This is a genomic window from Caulobacter sp. BE254 (genome assembly GCF_031457295.1).
Lineage (GTDB): Bacteria > Pseudomonadota > Alphaproteobacteria > Caulobacterales > Caulobacteraceae > Caulobacter.
Genome location: NZ_JAVDWJ010000007.1, coordinates 1 through 20,897, shown reverse-complemented (window position 1 = coordinate 20,897; position 20,897 = coordinate 1). Strand labels below are relative to the sequence as shown.

The window sequence follows — 20,897 nt, the reverse complement described above, 5'->3', positions numbered from 1 at the left end:
GGCGTTCCAAATAATGGGCGGCTCCCGATGCGCGGGAGCCGCCCAACCTCGGCTAGAACCGCTTGCGGACCGAAAAGCCCACGGTGCGCGGATTGATGCTCACCGCCTGCCGCCTGTTGTTGAGCGCGGAGGTGACGCTCATCAGGCCGACTTCGTTGGCGACGTTGTTGAGGAACAGGTAGGCGCCCCAATCGGCCCCCTCGACGCCGCCACGCAGGTTGGCGTAGCCGTAGTCGCCCTGCTTCTCATAGTAGACGTAGGTGGGGCGGAACTGCGAAGCGGACTCGCCCACATAGGCGTAGTCGGCCCGGAGCAGGCCGTTCAGGCTGTCCGTCAGCGGCCAGCTGTACTCGATCGCCGCCGAACCGCTGAAGTCGGCCACGTTCGGGAACTCGTCGCCGCGCAGGCCGGTCGATCCGGTGATCAGGATCGTGGAGTTCGCCTGGTCCTGCGTCAGCTTGGCGTCGACGAAGGCCGCCGTCGCGTTGAGGGTCAGGCCGGGAATCGGACGGGCGACGGCTTCGAGTTCGAGGCCCTTGATGCGCGCCTTGCCGGCGTTGGTGAGATAGCTGAAGGCTCCGTTGGCGCTGGTCGCCGAGATCTGCATGTTGTTCCAGTCGATCTGGTACGCAGCGGCGTTCAAGGTCAGGCGGTGATCGAACCATTGGCTCTTCACGCCGGCCTCGTAGTTCCAGAGGCTGTCGGGCGCGTAGGCCAGCAGGGCCGACTGCAGACCTGGCACGTTGTTGGCGCCGCCCGGGCGGAAGCCCTTGGCCGCCAGGCCGTAGACCATGATGTCGGACGTGACCTGATAGCTGACATTGAACTTGCTGACCCAGCCGCTGGCGCTGGCGTCGACCTGGGCGGCCGGACCGACATAGGACTGGGTGATGAAGTTGCTAATCCGCACCTGGCCCGAGACGGTCTTGTCGTAGTCGAAGCGCCGCGCGCCGACGGTCAGGCTCAACTTCTCGATCGGCTTGTAGGTCACCTCGCCGAAGAAGGCGGTCTGCTTGGTGTCGGTGCCCACGTGGCGCCAGGCGGTCAGGTCGCTGGGGTTGATGACTCCCGTCGTGGCGTCGGCCTTGGCCACCTGGCTCTCGATATAGTCGGAGCGGTCCTCGTAATAGACGCCGGCGGTCCAATCGATCTTGTCTTCGAACAGCGAGCCGTTGGCCCGCAGTTCGTGGTTCCACGAGGTCAGGCCCATCGGCTGGTACAGGGCGCCCGGCGTGCGGCTGTCCGCATAGGCCGTATACTGCGTCATCTGGGCGGGGGTGCAGGCCGGGTTGGTGGTCCCCGCGGCGGGCGCGCCGCCAGCGATGTAGTTGCGGCACGACGTGGCGTTGGCGCGGTTGGCCGACAGGGTGGGGCTGTAGTCGGAGTTCCGCAGCAGCGTCCATTTGTAATAGGACGAGGTCCCGGTCAGGGTGGCGAAGCCCAGGTTCCACTTGGCCGTGACATTGTAGACGCGCAGATTGTCGTCGGTCGGCGCGATGGTGCGGGCGTTGGTCGAATAATCCTTGGCGCCCAAGGCCGGGTACCAGCTGTTCTGGCCGTCCAGGGTGGTCTTCTGGAACAGGCCCGAGGCGTTGATCGTCAGCTTGTCGGTGGGCGTGAAGCCCAGCATCAGGCGGCCGCCGGTCGAATGCTGGTCGTTGATGTCCTTCCTGTTCAGCAGGACGTCGTCGACATAGCCGCCCTGTTCGGCCTGATAGAGCACCAGGCGGGCGGCCAGCTTGTCTTCGATCAGCGGCACGTTGACCATGCCCTTGACCGAATAGCCCGTGCCGCCGTCCTTCTGAGCTGTCCCCTGGGCCTCGACCGCGCCCGAATACTGGGTGCTGTCGGGCTTGTTGAGGATGACGCGCAGCGTGCCGCCCATCGAGCCCGAGCCGTAGAGCGTGCCCTGCGGCCCGCGCAGGACTTCCACGCGTTCGACGTCGAACAGGTTGACGTCGGCGCTGGTCGAGCTGGCGTCGGCGGTGGTGCCGGCCGGGCCGGTCAGCGGGGTTTCGTCGTAATAGAGACCGACCGTCGCCTCGCCCGCGCTGCGCACGCCGCGCAAGGTCAGGCGCCGGTTGGTCGGCGAGTTGCCTTCGACCTGCAGGTTGGGAACGGTGCGGAAGTAATCCTGGATCCCCGAGGCGCCCAAGGCCTGCAGCGACTTCTCGGTGACGGCGCTGATACTGATGGGCGTGGTCTGGATGGTGGTCGAGCGTTTCAACGCGGTGACGACCACTTCCTCGATCGTGCTGTTGTCGGCCGGCAGCGGCGCCGCCTCCTGCGCGAGGGCCGCGTGCGCGCCCAAGGCGGTGAGCGCGGTCGCGCCCAGGGCCAGGGCCTTCAGGCCTCGAAACGGCTGTCTCATGATTATCCCCTCGTTTTCCGACCGCCTGGCGACGACGGTCCGAAGGGTCAGACGTGAGGAAGAGGGACGTCCTCATCGGCCTGGGAAAAAATGGGTGAACGCCCTTAGAAGCCGCGCTCCAGCGTCAGGCGCATCGAGCGGGGCGCGATGCCGTAGTAGTCGATCGGCCCGGAGGTGTTGCGTTGGGCCGAGGCGCGCCCGGCGCGGTCCAGCAGGTTGTCGATCGCCAGCTCGCCGCGCCAGGAAGCGTATTCGACGCCGAAGCTTGCGCCGAACGTGGCGTAGCCGCCCATCTTCAGATAGTCGGCGTTTCCGGGATTGAACGCCGATCGCGAGGTTCCGGTATAGGCCGCGTCCAGCCGAAGGCGGCCTTCGAAACCATTCGCCAGGGCCCACCGCCGCTCCAGCGAACCGGCGGTCGCGAACCGCGGCACGACCGGCAGCCGGTCGCCCTCCAGGCCCAGGCCGATGGCGGTGTTGGTGACCTGGTCGGCGGTCAGGCGCGCGTCGGTGAAGGTGGCGCTGGCGACGGCGTCCCAACCCCACAGCGACCGGGCGGCGAACTCGGCCTCCATCCCCCGGATGCGGCTGGCGCCGATATTGGTCAGGAACGAGAAGGCGCGGTTCTGGGTCTGGGCGCTGTACTGCATGTCGCGCCAGTCGATCTGGTAGACGGCCAGGTTGGCGGTGAAGCGATGGCCGGCCGACTGGCTCTTCAGGCCGGCCTCGTAGTTGGTGAGCCGGTCGGAACGGTAGGGCGCCAGGGTGTCGGCCAGGCCCGGCACGACATTGACCCCGCCCGGACGAAAGCCCTGCGAGACCTGGACATAGCCCAGGACGTCGGCTGTGAACTGGCGGCTGGCCAGGACCTTGAGGCTCCAGCCCTGCTCGGGAGTCCGCGCGTCGATCGCATAGTCGGCCCAGGTGCCGGACACGACGTTGGGGACCTGCACCTCGCCCCGGTCGCGCTTGACGTAGCTGAAGCGCCGAGCGCCCAGGGTGACACGGGTTTCCGGCGCCGGATCGTAGGAAATCTCGCCGAAGACCGCGCTCTGGCCGAGATGGTTGTCGATGCTGCGTCGGCCGATCAGCACCGCCGGCTGCTGTGGCGCGCCGGTCAGCGGGTCGACATGCGGAACCTGGCTGTCGATGTGATCGTCGCGAACCTCGTTGTAGACGCCGACGGTCCAACCGAGCGGGCTGTCGCGAACCGACGAGGCTCGGACCTCCTGGATCGACGAAGTCAGCCTGGCCGGCTGGTTGAGGATCGCCGGATACAGGCTGTCCACATAGGCGGCGTAGCCTTGCATCTGGCCAGGATCGCAAGCCCCGCCCAGGGCGTAGTAGCGCGCGCAGCCCGAGGCGCTGTCGCGTTCGCCCAGCAGCACGCCGCTGTAGTCGGAACGCCGCGTCAGCCGCCAGCGGTACCACGACGCCGTGGCGGTGACGTCGACGGCCTCGCCCCGCCAGTGGAGACTGGCGCTGGCCAGGTCGATCCGGCCGTCGAAAGGGGCTCGCGCCGCATGGCGGGTCCGCCAGGGGCCGGCGACGTCGTGCCAGGCCGAGATGTCGTCGCGATGCGTGGTCTGGGTGGTGGCCGACAACAGCACCGAAAGCCGCTGGTCCGGCCGCCATTGCAAGCCCAGGCGAGCGCCCTTCACCGCCGTGGAATCGACGTCGGACAGGCCCAGGCGGACATTGTCGACCGCGCCGGGCGTGTCGAGGTCGTAGACCGTCAGGCGGGCGGCGAGCACGCCCGACACGATCACCGGGTTGACCGCCGCCGTAATCCCGCCCGCCTGCCCGCCGTGGCGCAGGCTGGTGGCGCTGGCGCTGACGAAGCCGTTGGCGTCGTCCAGATCGGGACGCCGGAACAGCACGCGCAGCGCGCCGCCCATGGATCCCGAGCCATACAGCGTGCCTTGCGGGCCGCGCAGCAACTCGATGCGGTCGACGTCGACCAGCGCCAGCTCCGGCGTCATGACGCCGGGATCGGCGGTGGTGCCGACCGGGCCGGTCATCGGCGTTTCGTCATAGTAGAGGCCCGTCGTGGCTTCCCCGGCCCCATAGACGCCGCGCAGCACCAACCGGCGACCGAACGAGGTCGAGACCAGTTTCAGCCCGGGCAGCAGGGGCGCGGCCCGCTCCAGATCGACCATGCCCAGGCGGGACAGGGTCCCGCCGGTCAGCACGGTCATGCTGACCGGCGTCTTCTGCATCTCGCTGTCGCGCCTGAGCGCGGTGACCACCACCGCCTCCAGCGGATCGTCGCGGTCGGACGCGGCGTCCGGCGCCGTTTTCGCCGGATGCGGCGCGGCGGGAGCGACCGGGGCCGGCTGGATCAGGAAGCTGCGCCCCTCCAGCCGCACCGTCAGGCCCGACCCCGCCAGCAGTTTCGCCAGCGCGTCCTCGGCGGAGAAGACGCCCCTCACCGGCGGACCGCGGCGGCCGGCGGTCAGGCGCGGGGAAAACAGGATCTCGCGATTGCTCTGCAGGGCCAGCTGGTTGAGCGCCTGGCCAAGCGGCTGGGCGGGGATGTCGAAACGCGACGCCGCCTCGGCTCGGGCGGCCTGGGCGCAAGGCGGCGCCAGAAGAGCCGATCCGCTCGCCGCCCAGGCCACGGCCGCGACGGTGCGAAGCCGCATGGACGCTCCCGACCTGCCCGACCCCCACACGACGACTCTCGCACCCCTTGCCCGCCAGCACGCCAGCCACGTCCCCAGAGGGCCCGGAGCGTGCCCAGTCCACCCCGAACTGCGTTGCGACCGTTGATTTCCGCCGCCCAGCATCGCCTCTTGCACACCCTTTAGGCAACGCACTCAGGGTAGCGCACGGCGGGTCCCCACGCGGTCGTGCGCCTTGACACGGGGAGCGGGGCGCTTTCACCTCGTTGTCACGAAGGTCGGGGCTGTGTGGATGATGCGTATCGGCAGGGTGGCGACGCCCTCGGGGGGAGGGCAGGCGCTCGTCGACATGGGCGCCCGGTTCACGCCGGCCTTGCGGGCGTTCTTCTCGCGCAGGGCCCCGATGAACGATGTCGAAGACCTCGTCCAGGAAGTCCTGCTCCGCATCCACAAGCGTCAGCCCGAAGCGGTGGTGAACAATGTCGAGGGCTATCTCTTCGAGGTGGCGGCCAATGTCCTGATCGACAAGGGACGGGCGGACCGCACGCGGTGTCGCTCGGCCCATTGCGAATTTCAGGAAATTCATCATCCCGTTGATGAAATGTCTCCCGAGCGCGTCTTACAGGCTCGGGAACAGATGGCGCGAGCGCTGGCGGCTCTGAACGAGCTTCCGGAGCGGACCCGGCGGGTTTTCGTCCTCGTGCGCTTCGAGGAGATGAGCTACAAGCTCGTCGCCCAGCGCCTGGGCGTTTCCGTCAGCGCTGTCGAGAAACATGTGATGAAGGCGCTGCGTCTTTTGGGCGAGCGTCTGCGGGACCAGGATGACCTCGACCACGCCGGTCAACGACAGACACGACGACCCTGACGTCGCCGCGGCGACTTGGTTCGCGCGACTGCAGGGCGACGCCGTTCTGGCGGAGGATCGCCGCGCCTTCGAACGCTGGCTGGCCGCCGATCCGCGCAACACGGTCGCCTGGGCCCGTTGCCAGGACGTCTGGAACGGCCTGGGCCTCCTGGAGGCCGACCCCGCCCTGGCCGCCCTGCGGGCCGACGCCCTGGAGGCGGGGGAACCCTCCTCTCGGCGTCTCAACCGTCGCGGACTGCTGGCCGCGGCGGGGGTGGTCGCCATGGTCGGCGGCGCCGCCGTCGGTTGGCGCGTGCTCGGCAAGAAGGCCGCGCCGGCCGCGGACTCCTCGGCCGACCCGATCTTCACGACGGCCCTGGGCGAGCTGTCCACCTTCCATCTGGCCGACGGCTCGATGGTCACCCTCGGCACCGACTCCGCGGTCAGGGTCAATCCCTGGGATCGCGAACGACGGCTGACCCTGGTGCGCGGCCAGGCCTTCTTCAAGGTGGCCAAGGACGCCGCGCGGCCCTTCGTGGTCGCGGTGGGCGACAAGCTGGTCACGGCGGTGGGCACGGCCTTCGACGTCCGCCTGGATCCGGGCAAGCTGTCGGTGACCCTCCTCGAGGGCCGCGTGCGCATCGCCGGTCCTTCGCCGCGCGGGGATCGGATGGTCGAGATGTCGGCGGGATCCAGGTTCGTGGCCGCCGACGCCGCCGACTGGACCATCGCGGCCGTCGACACGGTCAAGGAATCCAGCTGGCTGCAGGGGCGGCTGGTGTTCGACGGCGAACCGCTGTCGGCCGTGGTCGACGAGATGAACCGGTTCTCGGCGCGCAAGCTGCGGGTCGCCGATCCCGTGGTCGCCGCCACGCCGGTCAGTGGCGTGTTCAAGACGGGACAGGTCGACGCCTTCGTGGCGGCCATCCGCAGCTATGGCCTGGCGGATATCGGTCGCGCCGACGGCGACGAGATCGTCCTGGTCCGGCCCCGGGCCTAGCCCCATCGCGCAGGCATGAGAAAAGGGCGGACGTCTCGCGACGTCCGCCCTTTTTCCGTCATGGCGCGGCTGGAGCGCCTAGCGACCCGACACGGCCGGACCATAATAAAGGCCGTTGAACAGCAGCTTGAACGTCCCGGCCGTCTGGGCGCGCTGGGTGACCACGGGACCCATCAACATGACGCGGCCCTTGCCGACCTTGGCGTCGACGACGCTCGCCGTGCCGTCGAGCCGCTTTTCCCCCAGGGCCCAGCCACTGCGCAGCAGGTCGCCGCTGAACCAGGCCACGCGCTTGATGTCGGCGGCGTCCTGCACCGCGAAGGACGGGTTGTTATCGTAGTAGACGTCGACCGCGTCGCTCAGGCCGTAGGCCAGCGGCTGGCTCGGATCGACCTTGGCGCGCAGGATCGAGCCGGGGATGTAGAAGTCCCGGGTCGCGGCCATGGTCGGTTTGCCGTCCTTGTCTTCGACCAGCACGTTGCGCACCGGCAGGCCCAGCAGCGCGCCGATGGCGCTGGAGCCGCCGACCGCGATCACCGACCCGCCGTCGCGCACGAAGCGGTCGAGCTGGGGAACGGTCCTGTCCGGCGTGACCGAGCCCAGCCACGCGCGATAGTCGGCGGGGATCGTGGCCGCCTCGGGCTGCTTGGTCCGGAAGGCCGAACGGACCCCGGCGACGGGAGGCGAATAGGCGCCGTCCGGCAGCAGGATCACGTCGAAGTCCTTGGCCAGCTTGCCCGCGTCCAGGCGTTGCGGCCGGACGATCGTGTAGGGCATCTCGTATTTCTCGAACAACCAGCGGGTCCAGCCGGTCGGCATCAGGCCGCCATAGAGGTCGACCACGCCCACGCGCACGGGCTTGAGCCTGATCGTCTCGCCGGCCGGCTTGGCGTCGACGCCGTAGGCGGTCAGGCCCAGGTCCGTCGTGGCCTCGCGGACGATGGCGTCGGCCTTGGCCGAGGCGGGAATCCACAGGGTCCCGGTCGCGAAGGTCCGGCCCCGGGCCGTGGTCGGCGACTTGAGCCAGAACACCGGCGCGCCGGCCTTCACCAGGCGATTGGTCAGGGTGAAGGCGTTGTTGGGCGCATGGCTGACCAGCCAGCCGGCGCCGGCGCGACCGACGACCGCGCCGGGCGGCGTCGCGATCACGTCGGGCACGGTCTCGAACGGACCGTCGAAGCCCTCGGTCACCCGGTCGAAGCCGATGGCCATCTGCATGGCCGGCGTATAGCCGGTGGCGTCATAGGGCGGCTTGGGCGGTCCTCCCGGATATTCCAAGTCGTGCGGATGGTCCTGCGGTTCGAACATGTCCAGCACGTGCGGGCGATAGGCCTGGTCGGCCTTCACCACGAACGAACCGGCCGGATAGGTCTTGCCGCCGACGTCGAACGCCTTGGTCGCTCGCTGGACCTCGACGCCGCTCTTGATCAGGGCGTTGAGGAATTCGACCGCGGTGGGCAGGTCCGCCTGGTCGGCGGGGATGATGTAGCCGCGGGCGTCACGATGGGCCGGGTCGTGCAGCACGGTGTCGTAGAGCTTGGGATCCACGCCCTGGGCGCCATAGGAGAAGGCGTCGACCTTCTCGTGCGCGCCGGCCGCGGCCTTCAGCGCCTCGATGCGCTTGGGGGTGATGGTCCAACTGTCGGTCTGGCCCTTGGCGATCGAGTCCTGGCCCATGCGCCAGGCGTTGAACAGCAGGCGCTCCTTGTTGCTGACGGCATAGTCGATGACCGCCCGGTCGAGGCTGAGGCTGTAGTCGATCGATTTCTTCAGATGCCAGACCTGCGGGCGTTCGGGCAGGGGCAGGTCGTTGTGCGGCAACTGGCGGTCGGGGACCATGCCCAGCTTCATCGGCGTGGGGTGGCCGATGATCTCGGTCAGCAGGCCGATCGCGTTGTGGAAATAGGTGACCGTGCGCTCCAGGCCGTTGGTCCAGGTGGAGTAGGGGGCCTCGCCGCGCATGGCCGAGCCGCCCTTGCCCTCGGCGATCAGCCGGCTGTGCATGATCGCCCCGACTTCGCTGAGCTGGCTCATGATCAGCGGGTCATAGTTGTAGTTGAAGGGGTCGCGGAACGGCGGCATCACAACGGTGGTGCCAGGGCTGTTGGGCTGGTGCTGGTTGTAGATGATCTGCGGGAACCACTCGCGGAAGAAAACCCGGCTGAGGTTCTCGGTCTCCTTCTGGCTCATCATGTAGAAGTCGCGGTTGTCGTCGTGGCCGACGTACTTGTTGTACAGGCGCGGCAGGCTGTCCCAGTTGGCCTCGCGCTTCGTCGGCTCAGGGATGCGCATGTACCAGTCGGAGACGAACTCCATGCCGTCGGGGTTGGCCTGGCCGATCAGGATGATGGCGCCGTCGAGGAAACGCCGGGTCTCGGCGTCGTCGTGGCTGGCCAGTTCGTAGGTGATCTGGGCCAGGTGCTGGGGCGGGACGATCTCGCTGGCGTGCAGGCCGCCGTCGATCCAGACGATCGCCTTGCCCTCCCGCGCCAGGGCGCGGGCCTGGACCTCGTCCACCCCCTTGGCCAGGGCCAGCTTGCGAGCGATCTGGCGGTAGTGGTCCAGTTTGGCCAGGTTCTCCGGGCTGGAGACGGCCATCATGTATTGGGTGCGGCCTTCCTCGGTCCGGCCGATCGGGATCATCTTCAGCCGGTCGGACTGTGCCGCCAGGGTTTTCCAGTAGCTGACCAGCTGGGTGTAGTTGGCCAGGAAATAGTCCTCGCCGGCCTCGTGGCCCCAGGCCTGCTTGGGCGTGGCGATGGCGGCGTTGATCGTGGCGGGCGGCGGCGCGGCGGCGGTCTGGGCGAGCGCCGGTCCGGCGGCCTGCAGGGCGAGCGTGATGGCGACGGTCGCCAGTAGCGGTCTGCGCATGGTCGGTGAAACCCTTGGATCCACCCCCACGGCGGTCCTCGTCCTTCAAGACGGAAGCCGGGAAACCTTCCTCATCGTCAAAAAGGCAAAACGTTACTTTATTACAGAGGTTTTTTGACGCCCTCGCGGTGAGGGAGGGGCGCGAGGTTGCGTCTCATTGGACAGCCGCCCGTCGGCGCCGTCCTTCGCTTACCTGGGGAAACGTCCATAATGAAGCTTTCGACCTTGAAGCTCGTCCTGCTGTCGGCCGCCATGACGACAGCCTTCGCGGTTCCGGCCGGCGCCAAGCCGCTCACCGACGCCGACCGCGCCCAGATCCTCAAGACCGTCGACGCCGACGCGCCGCAAATCTCGGACGCAGCCCTAAAGATCTGGGGCTTCGCCGAGGTCGGCTACCAGGAGACCAAGAGCTCGACCCTGCTGCAGGAGCAGCTCAAGGCTGGCGGCTTCGAGGTCCAGGCCGGCGTGGCCGGCATGCCGACCGCGTTCGTCGCCAGTTTCAAGAACGGCCCCGGCCCCGTCATCGCCATCCTCGCCGAGTTCGACGCCCTGCCGGGCCTGGCCCAGACCCACGATCCGGTGAAGACCGGGATCCCCGGCCAAGTCGCCGGCCATGGCTGCGGCCACAACCTGTTCGGCGCGGCTTCCGTCGGCGCGGCCGTCGCGCTGAAGGAATGGATGGTCAAGAACGACATCAAGGGCGAGCTGCGCGTCTACGGCTCGCCGGCCGAGGAGGGCGGCTCGGGCAAGGTCTATTTGGTGCGCGCGGGTCTGTTCAAGGACGTCGACGCCACCCTGCACTGGCACCCCAACAACGAAAACACCGCCGTCCAGGGCGTGTCGATGGCCAATATCAGCGGCAAGTTCCGCTTTCACGGGATCTCGGCTCACGCCGCCGGCGCGCCTGAAAAGGGCCGCTCGGCCCTGGACGGCGTGGAGATCATGGACGTGGCCACCAACTTCCTGCGGGAACACACGCCCGACAAGACGCGGATCCACTACGTGATCACGGCCGGCGGCACGGCGCCCAACGTCGTGCCCGACTTCGCCGAGGTCTATTACTATGTCCGTCACCCCGACCCGGCGGTGGTCAAGGACGTCTGGGCGCGGGTCGAGAAGGCCGCCCAGGGCGCGGCCATGGCCACGGGCACGACGGTCGACACCGAGATCACCGGCGGGGTCTACGCCCTGCTGCCCAACGACACCCTGGGCAAAGTGATGGACGCCAACCTGCGCAAGGTGGGCGGCGTCGCCTGGACGCCGGAAGAGATCGCCTTCGCCAAGAAGATCCAGGAATCCCTGCCCGGCGCGCCGTCGATCGACACAGTCAAGACGGTCGTGCCCTACAAGGTCGAGATGGAAGGCGGCGGCGGGTCGACCGATGTGTCCGACATCAGTTGGGTGACGCCGACCGTGGGACTGGGCACGGCGACCTTCGTCCCGGGCTCGGCCGGGCACAGCTGGCAGAACGTCGCCGCCGCCGGCTCGACGATCGGCGTCAAGGGCGCGGTCAACGCGGCCAAGACCCTGGCCCTGACCGGGGCGGACCTGTTCTCCAATCCCGAGACGATCAAGAAGGCCAAGGCCGAGCTCGACCAGCGCCGCGGGCCGAACTTCGCCTACAAGGCCATGCTGGGTGATCGGCCGCCGGCCCTCGACTACCGCAAGCCCAGCGCCGGCGGACACGAATAGCGATCGAAGGTCCGCCTTTCGATCGTCAGCGGCCGGCGCTCCCGCCCCCGGTACGGCGCCGGCCGCGCCCCTTCATCGTTTTCCCACCACGGAGATCCCTCATGGCCCAGGCCATCATCGTTCCCCGAGACCGTTTCGAGGTGCTGAAGGACGCCTTGCCCGCCATCACCCGCGACCATCTGTTCAGCGTCTACGGCATCAGCGAGACCACCTGGGGCAAGCTGCGCAAGGGCCAGCCGATCAAGCTGAGCACCTGGGAGCGGATCCAGGCGCGCTACGAGCGCGCGTGCTCGGTCCTGGCCCGGGCCGCCTGACCACGTCAGTCCGTGGAAGGAGCCCGAGGCGCGGGCGTCAGAAAAATCAACGCCGGGGATGAGGGGCTCGGCGCAGCTTCCGTCTTGGTCTTATCAGCACCGTCGACCTCAGTAGGATCGCGTTCCATGAAGCTCGCCTTGAAAGCCGCCGTCAGCGCCATCGCGCTGGGCGCAGCCCTGCTCCTCGTGTCGGCCGGCGCCAGCGTCGCGGCGTCTCCCAAGGCCGAGGTGACGGCGATCATGGGCGCGACCGTGTTCGACGGCACGGGCGCCGCGCCGCGCCTGGCCAACGTGGTGATCCGCGACGGGCGCATCGCCGAAGTGGGACCCGGCGTGAAGCCGCCCCGGGGCGCGCGGGTGATCGACGCCAAGGGCGAGGCCCTGCTGCCGGGCTTCTACGACCTGCACACCCACTGGACGCCCAGCGGCATGCCGGGAACCACGCCCCAGATCGCCGCCGCCTATGTCTCGGCCGGGGTCACCACGGTCAGCGACTTCAACGCCGCGCCGGAATCCTTCGCGCCGCGCCGCCAGTGGCTGTCGACCCTGGTCGCGCCCCACGTCAATTTCGCCGCCCGCATGAGCACGCCCGGCGGCCATGGCGCGGACTGGGCCGACAGCAACACCACCAAATGGGTCAATACGCCCGAGGCCGCCCGCGCCGCGGTCCGCGCGATCGCCGCCTACAAGCCCGACCTGATCAAGGCCTTTACCGACGGCTGGCGTTACGGCGTCGCGCCCGACAACACCAGCATGGACGAGTGGACCCTGGCGGCGCTGGTGGACGAGGCCCACAAGAACCAGCTGAAGGTCTTCACCCACACCGTGACGGTCGATCGCGGCGAGGCCGCGGGCCGCGCCAAGGTCGATGTGATCACCCACAGCCTGCAGGATCAGCCGCTGGACGCCGAGGCCATCTCGGCGATCAAGGCCGGCGGCACGTCCGACACCCCGACCCTGGCCGTCTATGAACCGACCAAGGCGGGTCCGCCGCGCGACATGAGCGATCCCAAGGTCAAGCAGAGCTTCCAGAAGTTCGACTACGCCCTGGGCAACGCCAAGGCGCTGCACGACGCGGGGGTGACCATCGCCCTAGGCACCGACGCGGGCATGCCCGCGACGCCGCACGGCGTCTCGACCCTGCACGAGATGGAGCTGCTGGTCCGCGCGGGCCTGACGCCGGCCGAGGCCTTGATCGCGGGCACCGCCGACAGCGCCAGGGTCATCGGCCAGCTCGACGATCGCGGCACGATCCAGCCCGGCAAGCGCGCCGACCTGGTGCTGATCAGGGGCGCGCCCTGGAAGACCATCGAGGACGTCCGCAAGACCGACAGGGTGTTCATCGACGGCAAGCTGGTGTTCGGCCCCGGCGCGCCGGCCATGACCGCCAACGCCGCGACCACCATGTCGCCGGTCCCGGCCAAGGCGCTGATCGACGATTTCGAGCGCGCCGACGGCCGGTCCAGCCTGGACACCTTGCGCAACGACGATCCCGACGGCGGGCTGGATCGCACCGTCGAGATCAGCCAGGTGATCTCGCGGGGGACCGAGGGCAGGGCGCTGTCGATCGCCGCGCGCATGGCCATGAAGGCCAAGCCCAACGCCGGCGTGATCATTCCCCTGACCCGCGGCTCGATCCAGCCGGTGGACGCCCGCGCCTTCAAGGGCGTGCGCTTCGAGGTTCGCGGCGACGGCGACTACGCCCTGGGCGTCACCACCACCAGCGCCCGCTGGTCGGCGCCGTTCTCGGCAGGGCAGGCATGGCGCACGGTGGAGGTGCCGTTCTCCGCGCTCAGCGCCATGACCTATCGCGGCGACAAGGACGACAAGGCGACCTGGAGCGGCCTGGACCTGACCGAGGTCGAGTTCATGGGCGGCCGACTGGGCGGCGAGAAGATGTGGATGGAGATCGACAACGTCATCTTCTACTGAGGCCCTTTCCGCACGGGCTCCGAAAAAAGTCGCTTCAGCAGGTGAGGGACCGCTCCCCGCTTCCGTCTGACTGACCCTGAGGGCCCCGATCCACGTCTGGATCCGGCGGTCCCGGGTCCAGGATCGGGGATACTGAAATGAACAACGCCAAGGCGCTCCGCGCCGTCATGCTGGCGACCTCGGCGCTCTGCGCGGGTTGGACCAGCGCCGCCGTCGCCCAGAACGCGCCGCCGCCGCAGGACGCCGTCGTCGAGGAAATCGTCGTCGTCGGCTCGCGCATCGAAGGCGCCAAGGCCACCGCCGCCCTGCCGGTCACAGTGGTCGACTCCAAACAACTGGACGCCATCGCAGCCACGTCGGGCGACGACCTGTTCCGCGCGATCCCCCAGATGGGCGACGTCAACTACAACAGCAGCTACCTGCCGGGCAGCAGCAATTCCGCGCGCGGCGACATCGGCTCGGTGAACCTGCGCAACCTGGGTTCGGGCAACACCCTGGTGCTGCTGAACGGTCGCCGCGTGGTGGCCCACCCGACCAGCCAGGCGGACGGCACGAGCCTGGTGCCGACGATCACCTACAACACCAACGCCATTCCGACGACGGGCCTCAAGCGTCTCGAAGTCCTGCGCGACGGCGCGGCCGCGATCTACGGCACCGACGCGGTCGCCGGCGTGGTCAACACCGTGCTGCAGGACAACTACGACGGCGGCGATGTCGAGGCCCAGTACGGCTACGCGCCGGGCACGCACCTGAAGGAATACGGCCTGACGGGTCTGTTCGGCAAAACCTTCGACCGGGGCAATGTCACGGCTTTCCTGACCTACGACCAGCGCACGGCGCTGCGTACGGGGGACCAAGACTACACCGCCTCGACCGACAAGCGTCCGTTGTTCGTCGGCACGGCCTTCGAAGGCGCCACGGGGCTGGACGGCCGCGCCACCGCCACGCCATGGGGCAGCTTCACAGCCTCAGCCGCCGTCCGCCGGAACGGGGCCCTGATCACCAGTTCGGCCGGGGCTTTCCACATTCAGCCGACCACCAACGCCGGCAGTCTGGTCTCGCTGGGCAACGGCATCAGCATCGACGACGGCGCCATCGCCACCTCGGGCGACGATCGAAACCTGCGCTACGACGCGGCCGCCACCGGCCTGTCGGTGATGCCCGAACTGAAGCGCATCAACATCTTCCTGACCGGCAACTATCGGGTCACCGAAAAGATCACGGCCTTTGGTGAACTGGGCGTCTATCGGGCCACCACCCATGCCTGGCAGGCCCCGTCCGCGACGACCTCGGCCCAGGTGATCACGGTTCCGCGCTCGAACTACTGGAACCCCTTCGGCCCGACGACCTTCGCCGACGGAACGGTCAACCCCAACCGCCTGGCGGGGACCACCGCGCCCGCGGCCGGTCTGAACGTCACCATAAACGGCTATCAGTTCGCCGACGCCGGTTTGTCCAGGGTGGACGTCGAGAACACCCAGACCCGCTACCTGGGCGGCCTGAAGGGCGAGAAGTTCGGCTTCAAGTGGGAATCGGCGCTGCTCTATTCGGCGGCCGAGGTGAAGGACGTCTCCGACGGCGTCAGCGCCACGGCGCTGCAGCGGCAGCTGGCCCTGTCGACACCCGACGCCTACAACCCCTTCAACGGCGCCAACCTGTCCAGCCCCAGCGTCGGCGACGCCGCGGCCAGCAGCGCCGCCACGCTCAACGCCATCCGGGTCAAGTCGACGCGCGACAGCAAGAGCACCCTGGCCTCATGGGATTTCCGGATCTCGAAGGCCGACCTGTTTTCCCTGCCGGGCGGCGACCTGGGCCTGGCGGCCGGCGTCGAGTTCCGTCGCGAGACGCAGAAGGACGACCGCGACGCCCGCGTCGACGGCGCGATCCCCTACACCAACAGCGTCACGGGGGTGGTCTATGGCAGCGACCTGATCGGCGTCAGCCCCTCGCCGGACACCAAGGGGTCGCGCAAGGTCGCCTCGGCCTATATCGAACTGGCCGTGCCCGTCATCTCGCCGGAGATGAACATCCCGCTGGCGCGCAGCGTCGAGGTCCAGCTGGCCGGTCGCGCCGAGGACTACAGCGACGTCGGCTCGGTCGCCAAGCCCAAGGTGGCGGTGGCCTGGGACGTCCTGGACGGCTTCCGCCTGCGCGGCTCCTGGGCCCAGGGCTTCAAGGCTCCGAACCTGGAGCAGATCAACGCCAAGGTCATCACCCGTTCCAACACCCGAACGGACTATGTGCGATGCGAGGCCGACCTGCGAGCCAATCGGATCACCAGCTTCAGCAACTGCTCGCGTTCGCTCAGCGTCGCCGCGCAGCGTTCGGGCAACCCCGACCTGAAGCCGGAAGATTCCGAGACCTCGGGCTTCGGATTCGTGTTCGAACCCAAGTTCGTGCCGTCCGACTACGGCCAGTTCACCCTCACGGTCGACTACTGGCGCGTGAAGCAGAAGGGCATCGTCAGTCTGTTCGGCGAGGGCAACGCCCTGATCCTCGATTATCTGCTGCGCACGCAAGGCGGCAGCAACGCCAACGTCGTCCGCGCGGCGCCCACGGCCGACGACGACGCGGCGTTCGCGGGCACTGGCCTGACGCCCGTCGGCACGGTGCTCTACGTCAAGGACCAGTACGTCAACGCCCTGCCGCAAGAGGCGCGTGGCATCGACATCGGCGCGATGTGGCGTCTGCACGGAACCCGGCTGGGCGACTTTGACGTCAGCGTCAACGGCGCCCACCTGCTGAAGTTCTACCAGCGGCCGTCGCCGGCCATCGCCGAATTGATGGCGGCGCGCGCGGACGGCGACATCAACGCCGGCACCACCATTTCGGGCGGTGGGGACTACATCCGCCAGAACGGCAAGCCGGAATGGAAGTGGACCGCCGCGCTCAGCTGGCGTCTGAACAACGTTTCGGCCGGGGTGTTCACCCAGTACGTGTCGGACGTCGACGACACCAACCTGTTGGACTCGGCGGGCGCGCCCTGGGTGATCGACTCCCAGCTCACGGGCAACGTCTACGCGCAGTATGAATTCACCGACGGTTGGGCGGCCAACACCAAGGTCAAGCTGGGCGTGCGCAACATCACCGATGAGGCGCCGCCGCTGTCGTCAAACGGCTATCTTGGTTCGATGTATCAGCCCTATGGACGCTATCTCTACGCCAGCGTCCGCAAGAGCTTCTAACAGCGAATGGCCGCGCTCTTCGGAGCGCGGCCATTCGCGCATCCGCTCTCGGGGAAGTCTCAGTTCACCCGTCGCGCCGCGCCCGGCAGGTGCAGCGAGAACTCCGGGATCGCCGCCTCGAACACCTCGCCGGCCTCGGTCATCATCTGGAAATGGCCGACCATGGCCCCCGACGGGGTCGGCAGGGGGCAGTTGCTGACATAGCGGAACGCCTCGCGCGGCCGCAGTTCCGGCTGTTCGCCGACCACGCCTGAGCCCTCCACCTCGGTCGAACGATTGAGCCCGTCGGTGATCGTCCACGAACGCGCGACCAGTTGCACCGCCTCCGCGCCGTGGTTTTCGATCTCGACCGTGTAGCCCCACATCCACAGCCCGTCTTCGGGCGCGGAGTCCTCGGGTTGGAAGACCGGCGAGACGCGCACGACGATGTCGCGGGTGCGCGCCTCGTAGATGCCCGCGTCGGCGCCGCGCCGGCGGCGGATCCGCTTCAGGGGCGGGGAGGATTCACGCCTGGTCGAGCGCACGGATCACGTCTCGGCTCAGGTCGGCGAGGCTCTCCAGCCCGACCGACAGGCGCACGCCGCCCTCGACCACGCCCAGCGACGGACGCATCTCCTCGGGCACCGAGCGGTGGGTGGTGGTCGGCGGGTGGGTGGCCATCGACTTGGCGTCGCCCAGATTGTTGGAGATGTCGACGATCTCCAGGGCGTTGAGGAACTTGAACGCCGCCTCGCGCGAGCCCAGGTCCAGGGCCAGCACCGTGCCGCCGCCGCTCATCTGCGACTTGGCGACGTTGTGGCCCGGATGGTCGTGGCGGAAGGGATAGAGCACCTGCTTGACCGCCTTGTGCCCGGCCACCACGTCGGCCAGGGCCGCGCAGGTGTCGTTCTGACGGCGGACGCGCAGGTCCAGGGTCTCCAGGCCCTTGACCAGGACCCAGGCGTTGAACGGCGACAGCGAGGGGCCGGTGTGGCGCAGCGGGTCGCGGTAGAACTCCTCGTTGATCGCCTCGCTGGTCAGGATCGCCCCGCCCAGCACCCGGCCCTGGCCGTCGATGTGCTTGGTGGCCGAATAGACCACGATGTCGGCCCCCAGCTTCAGCGGCTGCTGGAAGATCGGGGTGGCGAAGACGTTGTCGACGATGACCTTGGCCCCGACCGCGTGGGCCAGTTCCGACACCGCGCGGATGTCGGTGATCTCCAGCACCGGGTTGGACGGGGTCTCGATCAGCACCGCCTTGGTGTTCGGGCGGATCGCCGCCTCCCAGGCCTTGGGATCGGTGGCGTCGACGAAGGTGGTCTCGACGCCGAAGCGCGGCAGCCACTCGGCGATCAGCCAGCGGCACGAGCCGAACAGGGCGCGGCCGGCCACCACGTGGTCGCCGGCCCGGACCAGGCCCATCAGGGCGGCGTGGATCGAGGCCATGCCGGTGGCCTGGGCGCGGCACACCTCCGCGCCCTCAAGCAGAGCCAGGCGGTCCTCGAACATCTTGACGGTCGGATTGTTGAACCGCGAATAGACGAAGCCGGGATCCTCGCCCGAGAACCGGCGGTCGGCCCCCTCGGCGCTGTCATAGGTGAAGCCCTGGGTCAGGTAGAGGGCCTCGGCGGTCTCCATATATTGCGAACGCGCCAGACCGCCACGGATCAGCTTGGTGGCGATATCCCAGTCCTTCGGGTCCTCGGCCATGGCGGTTCCTTTCCTCCTACGCTGGAAACGGCCGGCATAAGGGGTTTCGGCGGGCCCAGGGTCAAGGCGGACAAGTCTGATTTCAACATTAGAATTGTCACAGGCGAGTAAGAGGTCGGCGGATGGACCGCGAGCCTTGCCTTCATGGCGCGGTTTAGCGAGTGTCGCCCCGATGACCGACGCCCACGCCGCGGGGATTCTGCCCTGCCAATCCATCGAGGACCTGATCGCGCAAGAGGCGATCACCTCTCAGACCCCGTTCGACACCGACCAGGTGCAGCCGGCCAGCCTGGACCTGCGCCTGGGCGCGCGGTGCTGGCGGGCGCGCGCCTCGTTCCTGCCCGGCGTCGCCCGCCGTGTGCCCGAGCGCCTGAAGGACGTGGCGATGCACGAGCTGGACCTGACCAAGGGCGCGGTGCTGGAAAAGGGCTGCGTCTACATCGCCGAGATCCAGGAAAGCCTGGCCCTGCCGGCCAACATCGCCGCCCGTGGCAACCCCAAGAGCTCGACAGGCCGGGTCGATGTCTTCGTTCGCCTGCTCAGCGACCACAGCAAGGCCTTCGACGACATCGAAGCCGGCTATGAGGGGCCGCTCTATATCGAGATCGCGCCGCAGACCTTCTCGGTGCTGGTGCGGTCGGGAACGCGGCTGAACCAGTTGCGCCTCAAGCGCGGCGAGCCGGCCAAGCTGGCGACCCGGAGCGTCGGCGTCGACCTGACCACCGGCATCGTCGGCTTCCGAGGTCGCCGCCACGCCGGCGTCGTCGACCTGGACCACGAGGACGGCCACGACCCGCGCGACTTCTGGGAGCCGCTGGAGACCCGCCACGGCGAGCTGCTGCTGGATCCGGGCGAATTCTACATCCTGGCCTCCAAGGACAATATCGAGATCCCGGTGCTGGAGGCGGCCGAGATGACGCCCATCGATCCGTCGGTCGGCGAGTTCCGGGTGCACTATGCCGGTTTCTTCGATCCCGGCTTCGGCACCGAGGAGGCGGGGGCCGTCGGCTCCAAGGGCGTGCTGGAGGTGCGCAGCCACGAGACGCCGTTCCTGCTGGAGGACGGCCAGATCGTCGCCCGCCTGGTCTACGAGCCCCTCACCGCCCGGCCGCGCCGCCTCTATGGCGAGGGCGGGTCGCACTACCAGCGCCAGGGCCTGAAGCTGTCCAAGCACTTCAAGGCGTGGCGTTAGGCCGCAACGCGCGGCCCTTCCCCGGTTAACCGGCGGCTTCGTACCTTGGGCGCCTGTCGAGTCCAGGCGTCGGGGGACGTGTGTCGGTGTTTCGTTTTCGTAGAGCGCTGGTCGCAGCCTGCGCCGCGGGTTGGGCGCTGATCGGCGGCGCGGCCCATGCCGCCCCGGCCATGTGGGAAGTACGCGACCACGACACCCGCATCTACCTGTTCGGCGCCATGCACGTCCTGGCGCCGAACGTGAAGTGGCGCACCCGGGCCTTCGACCGCGCCTACGCCCGGGCTGACAAGGTCTGGTTCGAGACCCGCGCCGACGCCGACCCGGCCGAGGTCCGGGCCCTGGTCGATCGCTACGGCGTCGATCCCGAGCGCTCCCTGACCGAAAAGCTGCCGCCGCGCACGGTGGCGACCCTGAAGGCGGCGCTGGAGCGCGACGGCGGCTCGTTGGACCGGGTGGACCGGCTGCGGCCCTGGGCGGCGGCGATGATGCTGTCGGTGCTGCCGATGACCCAGCAGGGCGCCTCGGTCGCGGCCGGCGCCGACGCCACGGTCACCCGCCAGGCCCGCGCCGCCGACAAGCCGGTCGCGACCTTCGAGACCGTGGAGCAGCAGATCCGGCTGTTCGCCAGCCTGCCCGAGGCGGTGGAGGTGCAATATCTGGACGACGTGGCGGCCGAGACGCTGTCGCCGCCGCGCAACGGCGTGGCCCTGCAATCGGCCTGGCTGCACGGCGACATGGACAGGCTGGGGCCGCTGGTCGTCGACGTGATGCGCCGCGACCGGCCGGCGCTGTACGACGCCCTGCTCAAGCGCCGCAACCAGGCCTGGGCCCAGGCCTTGGCCGGCGAGATGGACAGGCCCGGCGTCCAGTTGGTCGCGGTCGGCGCCCTGCACATGGCCGGCGCCGATGGCCTGCCGGCCCTGATGGCGGCGCGCGGCTTCCAGGTGCGGCGGGTGCAGTAGAATCTTCCTTCTCCCCTTGCGGGAGAAGGTGGCGCGCAGCGCCGGATGAGGGGTTTCTCAAACCTGTCCATTCGTCCTCTTGCGGCGCCGACTTGCGCCGTGCGACCCCTCATCCGTCAGCTTCGCTTGTCCAGCGGATAGATGGGTAACAGTTTAGCCCGGTTGGATGGGTAACAGTTTTTGGCCCCGGTGATCGAGGAGGCCGATGGGCTGTTGATAGA

13 protein-coding genes are annotated in these 20,897 nt (G+C 68.6%); 8 read left to right on the top strand and 5 right to left on the bottom strand.

What is annotated here, in order from left to right; translation table 11 throughout:
* Positions 1–52: 52 nt before the first annotated feature.
* Positions 53–2,371: a TonB-dependent receptor domain-containing protein gene (locus tag J2X41_RS13830; RefSeq protein WP_310082540.1), complete on the bottom strand. Its 2,319-nt coding sequence runs from the start codon at positions 2,369–2,371 to the stop codon at positions 53–55.
* Positions 2,372–2,475: 104 nt separating this feature from the next.
* Entirely contained in the window at positions 2,476–5,016 is a 2,541-nt protein-coding gene (locus J2X41_RS13825; protein WP_310082539.1) for a TonB-dependent receptor, read from the bottom strand.
* Between the two features lie 271 nt (positions 5,017–5,287).
* On the opposite strand from J2X41_RS13825, the gene J2X41_RS13820 reads away from it, so the two are divergent.
* Together J2X41_RS13820 and J2X41_RS13815 are read left to right on the top strand one after the other, a co-directional pair.
* Positions 5,288–5,860 carry a sigma-70 family RNA polymerase sigma factor gene (locus J2X41_RS13820; protein WP_310082538.1) on the top strand — a complete coding sequence of 191 codons (573 nt, stop codon included), beginning with the start codon at positions 5,288–5,290 and terminating at the stop codon, positions 5,858–5,860.
* Entirely contained in the window at positions 5,817–6,839 is a 1,023-nt protein-coding gene (locus J2X41_RS13815; protein WP_310082537.1) for a FecR domain-containing protein, read from the top strand. The genes J2X41_RS13820 and J2X41_RS13815 overlap by 44 nt, the downstream gene beginning before the upstream one ends.
* Positions 6,840–6,917: 78 nt before the next feature.
* Here J2X41_RS13815 and J2X41_RS13810 read toward each other — a convergent pair whose 3' ends face one another.
* On the bottom strand, positions 6,918–9,710 hold the full coding sequence (locus J2X41_RS13810) for a M14 family metallopeptidase (protein WP_310082536.1): 2,793 nt from the start codon (positions 9,708–9,710) through the stop codon (positions 6,918–6,920).
* A 210-nt stretch (positions 9,711–9,920) separates the two neighbouring features.
* On the opposite strand from J2X41_RS13810, the gene J2X41_RS13805 reads away from it, so the two are divergent.
* The 4 genes from J2X41_RS13805 (at position 9,921) to J2X41_RS13790 (ending at position 16,833) form a co-directional block, all read left to right on the top strand.
* Complete coding sequence (locus J2X41_RS13805) at positions 9,921–11,402, top strand: amidohydrolase (protein WP_310082535.1); 1,482 nt, start codon at positions 9,921–9,923, stop codon at positions 11,400–11,402.
* Between the two features lie 101 nt (positions 11,403–11,503).
* Positions 11,504–11,716 (top strand): hypothetical protein, encoded by a 213-nt coding sequence (locus J2X41_RS13800; RefSeq protein ID WP_310082534.1) that lies wholly within the window; start codon positions 11,504–11,506, stop codon positions 11,714–11,716.
* Between the two features lie 126 nt (positions 11,717–11,842).
* Positions 11,843–13,648 carry an amidohydrolase family protein gene (locus tag J2X41_RS13795; RefSeq protein ID WP_310082533.1) on the top strand — a complete coding sequence of 602 codons (1,806 nt, stop codon included), beginning with the start codon at positions 11,843–11,845 and terminating at the stop codon, positions 13,646–13,648.
* 137 nt (positions 13,649–13,785) lie between these two features.
* Positions 13,786–16,833 carry a TonB-dependent receptor domain-containing protein gene (locus J2X41_RS13790; protein ID WP_310082532.1) on the top strand — a complete coding sequence of 1,016 codons (3,048 nt, stop codon included), beginning with the start codon at positions 13,786–13,788 and terminating at the stop codon, positions 16,831–16,833.
* A 59-nt stretch (positions 16,834–16,892) separates the two neighbouring features.
* Here the strand turns inward: J2X41_RS13790 and apaG are convergent, their stop codons facing one another.
* Both apaG and metZ read right to left on the bottom strand, forming a co-directional pair.
* A complete protein-coding gene (gene apaG, locus J2X41_RS13785) occupies positions 16,893–17,357 on the bottom strand; it encodes a Co2+/Mg2+ efflux protein ApaG (RefSeq protein ID WP_310082530.1) in 465 nt (154 codons plus the stop codon).
* A complete protein-coding gene (gene metZ / locus J2X41_RS13780) occupies positions 17,338–18,522 on the bottom strand; it encodes an O-succinylhomoserine sulfhydrylase (protein WP_310082529.1) in 1,185 nt (394 codons plus the stop codon). The genes apaG and metZ overlap by 20 nt, the downstream gene beginning before the upstream one ends.
* A gap of 172 nt (positions 18,523–18,694) precedes the next feature.
* Between metZ and J2X41_RS13775 the strand changes: the two genes are divergently transcribed.
* The gene (locus tag J2X41_RS13775) at positions 18,695–19,714 is read left to right on the top strand and encodes a 2'-deoxycytidine 5'-triphosphate deaminase (protein ID WP_310082527.1); all 1,020 of its coding nucleotides are present in this window, start codon (positions 18,695–18,697) and stop codon (positions 19,712–19,714) included.
* 86 nt (positions 19,715–19,800) lie between these two features.
* Positions 19,801–20,676 carry a TraB/GumN family protein gene (locus J2X41_RS13770; RefSeq protein WP_310082526.1) on the top strand — a complete coding sequence of 292 codons (876 nt, stop codon included), beginning with the start codon at positions 19,801–19,803 and terminating at the stop codon, positions 20,674–20,676.
* The last annotated feature ends 221 nt before the right edge of the window (positions 20,677–20,897 follow it).